Origin of the sequence: Bradyrhizobium sp., assembly GCF_017881085.1 — a bacterium.
In the GTDB taxonomy this organism is placed as follows: Bacteria; Pseudomonadota; Alphaproteobacteria; order Rhizobiales; family Xanthobacteraceae; genus Bradyrhizobium.
Genome location: NZ_JADGRI010000334.1, coordinates 1 through 5,650, shown reverse-complemented (window position 1 = coordinate 5,650; position 5,650 = coordinate 1). Strand labels below are relative to the sequence as shown.

General features: G+C 61.7%; 7 protein-coding genes and 1 tRNA gene. 2 read left to right on the top strand and 6 right to left on the bottom strand.

Annotation, left to right across the window (positions count from 1 at the left end; genetic code table 11):
• Positions 1–339: 339 nt before the first annotated feature.
• Positions 340–1,005, bottom strand: a complete 666-nt coding sequence (locus tag QZ213_RS23690) for an rRNA adenine N-6-methyltransferase family protein (protein WP_291688512.1) — start codon at positions 1,003–1,005, stop codon at positions 340–342.
• A 154-nt stretch (positions 1,006–1,159) separates the two neighbouring features.
• On the bottom strand, positions 1,160–1,339 hold the full coding sequence (locus QZ213_RS23685) for a hypothetical protein (protein WP_291688511.1): 180 nt from the start codon (positions 1,337–1,339) through the stop codon (positions 1,160–1,162).
• Positions 1,340–1,610: 271 nt separating this feature from the next.
• Between QZ213_RS23685 and QZ213_RS23680 the strand changes: the two genes are divergently transcribed.
• A tRNA-Asn gene (locus tag QZ213_RS23680) sits at positions 1,611–1,685 on the top strand.
• Positions 1,686–1,717: 32 nt separating this feature from the next.
• On the opposite strand, the gene QZ213_RS23675 is transcribed toward QZ213_RS23680, so the two are convergent.
• Positions 1,718–1,960 carry a hypothetical protein gene (locus QZ213_RS23675; RefSeq protein ID WP_291688510.1) on the bottom strand — a complete coding sequence of 81 codons (243 nt, stop codon included), beginning with the start codon at positions 1,958–1,960 and terminating at the stop codon, positions 1,718–1,720.
• A 277-nt stretch (positions 1,961–2,237) separates the two neighbouring features.
• On the bottom strand, positions 2,238–2,591 hold the full coding sequence (locus QZ213_RS23670) for a hypothetical protein (RefSeq protein WP_291688509.1): 354 nt from the start codon (positions 2,589–2,591) through the stop codon (positions 2,238–2,240).
• A 483-nt stretch (positions 2,592–3,074) separates the two neighbouring features.
• On the opposite strand from QZ213_RS23670, the gene QZ213_RS23665 reads away from it, so the two are divergent.
• On the top strand, positions 3,075–3,284 hold the full coding sequence (locus QZ213_RS23665) for a hypothetical protein (RefSeq protein ID WP_291688508.1): 210 nt from the start codon (positions 3,075–3,077) through the stop codon (positions 3,282–3,284).
• 80 nt (positions 3,285–3,364) lie between these two features.
• On the opposite strand, the gene QZ213_RS23660 is transcribed toward QZ213_RS23665, so the two are convergent.
• Both QZ213_RS23660 and QZ213_RS23655 read right to left on the bottom strand, forming a co-directional pair.
• On the bottom strand, positions 3,365–3,622 hold the full coding sequence (locus QZ213_RS23660) for a hypothetical protein (protein ID WP_291688507.1): 258 nt from the start codon (positions 3,620–3,622) through the stop codon (positions 3,365–3,367).
• A gap of 329 nt (positions 3,623–3,951) precedes the next feature.
• A complete protein-coding gene (locus QZ213_RS23655; RefSeq protein WP_291688506.1) occupies positions 3,952–4,302 on the bottom strand; it encodes a hypothetical protein in 351 nt (116 codons plus the stop codon).
• Positions 4,303–5,650: the final 1,348 nt, after the last annotated feature.

Below are 5,650 nucleotides of genomic sequence, written 5' to 3'. Positions count from 1 at the left end.
TGTTCTGATAGGCACGCACCAGCGCGGCCTCGATCGTATCGGCCAGGGCGGGCGCCAGGCCCATATTTGCCATCAGCAGGACCGCAGCCGCAGCTCCGGTAACCAACTTCACCCCACGCATTCCTGGAAATCCATTCATGACGTTCGCCGGTTCAAGCGCGCTCGAGCCGGCTTACCGCTTCACTTCGAGTCAGTATTCCATGCCTACCTTATTCCCCGCGCAAGCGAGACGGAACCCCGGCCCGGCCAAAGCCGGCGGAAACTCTGCACGTGCAGCATCCGGGCCACACTTCTGATTCAGAACGGGATTTTAACAGCCGCGAGGGGCGTGGAACCGGGCTAGAAAACGAACGCCGGAAGCCGTTCCAAGCCAGGCAGCACCGGGACCGACGCGTCAAAAAGCACCCGGTTACCGAAATCGGCGCGAGAGTGTGTCACGATCATGGCCCGCGGCGGCTGGGTCACGGCGAAAACCCCGACCAGCCGGCAGCCGTTCCCAAGCTGCCCGTAAAGCCGTTCGGGCGTGATCTCGGTGGCGCCATCGAGCACGATCACGTCATACGGCGCGTTCGCCGGGTCCCCATCGGCCGCAGCGGCGGCCTTGAACGTCACGTTTGCCAGCCCGAGCTGGGCCAGCACGGCCTTTGCCTTTGCGACCTGTCCCGGGTCGCCCTCGGTCGCGACCACTTGCCGCGCAAGCCTCGCCACCACGGCTGCCGCATATCCGGGCGCCGAACCCGCCACCAGGACCTTGTCGGTCTCCTTGATCTCGGCGGCCTGCAGCATCTTTGCCAGGACCTGCGGCTTGATCAGGAAACGTCTGGCGGAAGCGCCCTCGCTGATATCCAGATCGCGGTCGAGATAGGCCAGCGCGCTCTGGCTCGGCGGGACAAAGGCCTCGCGCGGCACCGCGAGCATGGCGTCGATAATTCGGATATCGGTGACGTCGTTGGGGCGCACCTGACCATCGACCATTTTCTGGCGCGCGGTCGCAAAACCGGACATTGGCGGACCTTGAGGTGTCGTGCGGACGATGCCCGCGGGAAAGAAGTGGGAACCGGGTCATCTCTGGTACAAACTTCGCCAAAACGCAACGCCGTTTGCGCGGGTAAGGCCTGCAATCCGCGATCTGCCAGAGCTGCTTCCGGTTCGCAAACAGCTATTCGATCGTCACCACGAGCCGCGCGATCAGCCTTGCCACCTCGTCCAGTTGCCCGGAATCGTGCTCCTCGAGGGCTTTCGCCAGCCGCACCAGGCATTCATCGTCGCTCATCACGGGGATGTCGTCTGGGACGACCGAAGGCACCGGCCTCAACAGATCGGTCTGAAAGTGTCGCATCGAATCACCTCCGTGACGAAACCCGGCCCCTGGAATCGTCGCCGCGGAATGCGCCTTTTTGGCGCCCGGTTGACGCCACGGCGGGAGCACCGCTGCAACCGGCAGGGCGAGGACCGGCGCGTCCGGCGCGTCCGTGAGCGGCAACAAAGCCTTGCGGCACAGTCAGTTCCCCTGCCCCTCCGATGCCGCGCCGGAGGCGGATATTTCGTCCTTTGCAAGCCGTAACGGCTTTGTTATACGCTGCCGCGTGCGAACACGGTTTTCGCCCTATTCCTCGGTAGCTCAGCGGTAGAGCATTCGACTGTTAATCGAATGGTCGCTGGTTCGAATCCAGCCCGGGGAGCCAGCAAGGCGCGAATTTAACCACCGAGACGCAAATTACCTGCTGGCGACGAGTCGCAGCCGAGGCCTCAGAGTCTCCACGAGGTCGTCGTTGATCTGCTGCACGCGTGGATCGGTCGAGCGGCGCGCGCATGCCGAAAACTGTTTCACCGATCGCGCGAGGGCCTGGCGCTCTTCAATGGTTCGCGAGACCTGGGGGCTTGCCAGCCGGAGAACAAGGCCCCCAACGCTGACCAGAAGTTCGTCGAGCACCCGGTCAATCTTTGCAAGATCTTCCATTTTACTGCTCCGTCTTCCGAGCAGTAAAATCGACCGCAGCGAATAGTGTTCCGGACGCCGCGCGTACGCGGATAACAGAACGTAAATGATGTCGCGCAGCCTTTCGTCAACTCCACCAAACCCGTCGCGGGGTTCGATATTCCGGTGATGGGATGACAGCTGGTTTTTCGAGATCCGCGACCTCTGCTCGTTTCAGAGCGGTTCCGGTGTTGCCAATCACGTTTCATTTGATGCCGGGGGCCGGAACGTATCCTGGCGCCCTCGGTTTCTTGCTTTGTCACCGCAAAAGGAAGATCAGCATGAAGATTAGCAGCATCGGGCTGGCGGTCGCGCTGGCAATTTCGAGCACCATCGCTTTCGCACAGAGCGGAGCCGGTTCCGCGGGCGGCGGTTCTGCAACGGGCGGAACGGCCACGAGCGGTACGACCACGGGATCGTCAATGAACGGAACGACCACGGGAGCTGCGCCGGGAACTTCGTCCGGCACGAACCCGAACTTCAACGCGGGCGGCGCAGCTGCCGGGGCGAACAGCAGTCTGAACCCGTCAGGGAACAGCTTCATCAACCCCTCGCCCAGCGGGTCAACGCTGCAGCCGGCTCCCGGCTCGGGAGTCGCGCGATGATGGATCAATGTTGCGTCTTGGCGCTTGCCCGTAGAGCACGAGGCCCGGAGTGCCTAGGAGTCCGGGCCTCGTGACCAGTCCGCCCCCGCAGGGCTGGTAACGGGAGCAAGCGCAACGGCGCGAGCGCAGGTCGTCATAGTTGAATTTCGAGTCGGGTCCTACCCGGACGACTACGGGCGCAGACCCTTACCGGAAACGAGCGCACCTCGAGGCGCCGCGGCACCAGGAGCGGCGCCGTCGTCCCCGGAGTTATCGAAAAGATTCTTGGGCAAGAGATTCTCGGGCAACAGATTCTCGGGCAAAAGATTCTTCGGCAAATGTGGTTTTTCTCACATTTGGCGCCGGAGGCCCGGTCTACATCTTCGCCGGGGTTCAAGACTTCCGTAACCAAATCGGCCGCGATCGCTCGATCGGTAAAATTTGAGCGATCCATTCAATCTGGAAACAGAAGACTTTTGCGACCCTGTGCCCTCGGAATACCGGAGGGCGCGATGAGCGAAGCTGAATACGACCGATTGCTGGAGGCCGTAAAAATGGCGATCGAGCCCGCGCCGCAGGAACAATTTTTGGCCAGCCTACCGTTATTGGCCAATCTGCCGCTCTTCGATGAGCCGGCGGAAGCCGCCAATGACAACCGGCAGCACAACCAGCAGCCCTGGCCGCTCGTTCCATTTCCTGAAGGCTGGTACGCCAGCTGCTGACCGGAACGGCCCGACGCTTGTTCCGGCCTCACCGATAGTCTCTGCAAGCCATTGATTATATTGATGCCGGCGGCCCGTTCTCAGCCCTGTCCGTCGCCGAGCCCGTATTCGAGATAGATGACCGCGGGATCGAGGTCGGGGAACAGCCTGCACTTGGCCTGCGCCAGATGCAGGTTGACGCTCGCGGGCGCCGAGCCCGCCGCGAGCAGCTTCCTGATATCGTCCATATGCGTGCGCGGCTGGTGTCTTGTGGGAAGCTGCTCCAGCGCCACCAGCGCCGTGGCCAGGGCTTCGGTGATGACCCATCCGTCGTGACCGGTGATTCCCTTTTTTGGCATAGGCCATCCCCATCTTCTGGCGATGCCGCTAAATTACCGGAGCAAGCCGTCAGGACCAAGGCGCCCAAGTCGTTACGGGCTTCGTTGCGGACAGCCGGAGCGACGTCCATGCTCCAGACACCGGTTCAGATCACCGCCTCCGCCATCGTACAATCGCCGACACGGCGATCCAAGCGGTGCAAATTATGATTGTTACTTCGAACAATTCGATCATGGCCCCTCCTGATCTGGCGATGCACTAACGCCGAGGCATGGGAAAACGATCCCGCGAAATCAAGCGAGCCACCTGTCGGATCAGACCAGGCTCTTGCCGCGGATGGCCAACCCGTTCACTTCGGAACGAACGGCGTGGCGACGAAAGCCGGACGGCCGGCCGGCAAATCGCCCGTGTAGGAGCCAGTCAGACCGTAAAGGCGTTGCACGCCGTTTATCTGGCCGCGCAGTTCCGCATTCCCCGCCTTCAGCGTCGCCACCTCGTCGCTCAGCCGCTTGATCTGTTCGGCCTGCTGCAACGAGATTCGATCGAGGCTTTGAAGATGCGGTGCCGAGGCCAGGATCAGCATCACGCCGTAATAGGTCAGCCCGACGAGGACGAGGGCCGTCGACAACAGGACGAGCGACAACGGTCGGGCCTTGCTCGAGCCAACGCTTGCCGTTGGTGTGGCCGCGACGTCTGACATCCGCTCAAACCTCTCCGTATGCGCCGACTCATACACACGGGCCGCAAGCCGGACCGTAGCTCAGATTCTCCCATAAGGACACGGAGATGGCGCCCGCGTCTGCTCCCTATCGCACACACCGAGGCGATCTTGTGACGGGCGCCCATGCGAGTAGCCCCGGACCGTGGCGCCTACTCGCCGTCAAACGCGCCGGCCGGCTCGCGCGTTGTAGCGCACCCCGCCGAGCGGTAATTAATACTGTAAAATCAATAAGGTGGGGTTGGAGGCCACGACCAGAATTGAACTGGTGTACACGGTTTTGCAGTTCGCTGAAGCACGTACCTAATTGTCTGCTTTCATCTCCTTGCAATTGATCTCGTTGAGCTTTCGGGGAGGCTGATACCGCCCTATCCCGCCCGGTATTCCGTAGTTGGGTAGCAAAATGGTAGCAGTCCGAAAGCGAGTGTTTCTTTTAACTTCAATCTCTAGTAAAGAGCGCCCTGGCTGCGCCGTAACTGGCGCTACCGATCTCCACGCTCGCCTGATCCGACTTCGCCGGCGCCGATTTGAGCCGTGGGGCTGCATGGATCGCCGGTGACGACTGGTCCTGATAGGCATTCGCCGATTTAGGAAGGCCGCTGGTGAGCCCCGGATTCGGGGGACGCTTGTGTCATTTGCCTTCTGAAATCCGCTGTAGGCCGTCCTTAGTCAGGACGATGCCGCCCAAAACTTCCTTCGCGTAGCCGATATCCTTGAGCCGGGACTGAATGCGGGGCGGAATGTGATGGGGGTCGGATGGGCCGCGAACTGCCGCAGGGCTGTCTGGCCGCATGGATCGCTGGCGACGACTGGCCGCGATAGCTACGGCTTAACTGGTTCAACTCGCACAGCGCCCCCTCGGGTCTTACCGACCGTTTGGCGGTCGCGCGCGGCGGTCAAATCTTTCTTCAGCTTCGACAGTTCGTCGGCTGTCATGGCAGGCTTCTCGGGCCTCAGCGGGACGTCTTCCATGGCCGGATAATCCGTCGTTTTCGGACGCCGAGGTTCCTCGGCGCGCGCGCCCAGTGGACAAAGCGAGAGGAGGACGGACAGAAGTACCGCTGACGCAGCCAACGAATTTTTGGACTTCGACATCGACGATACTATGCAGCGGGGAAGCCCCGCTTGTGACTGGCGCTTTGCGACTCTAGGAAGGGGGCTGGTGCGGGTCCGGCTCGCGGGGATGTCCATGAGATAACCCGACCCATCTCACGCCAGGCCGCTCTTAGTTCCTCCAGCGACGCAAGATCTCGGACGCAAGAATCCACGTCCCGCAGACAACGATCGCAATCTCGATCAATAGGCCCCATGGATACCCAACCCGCGGACT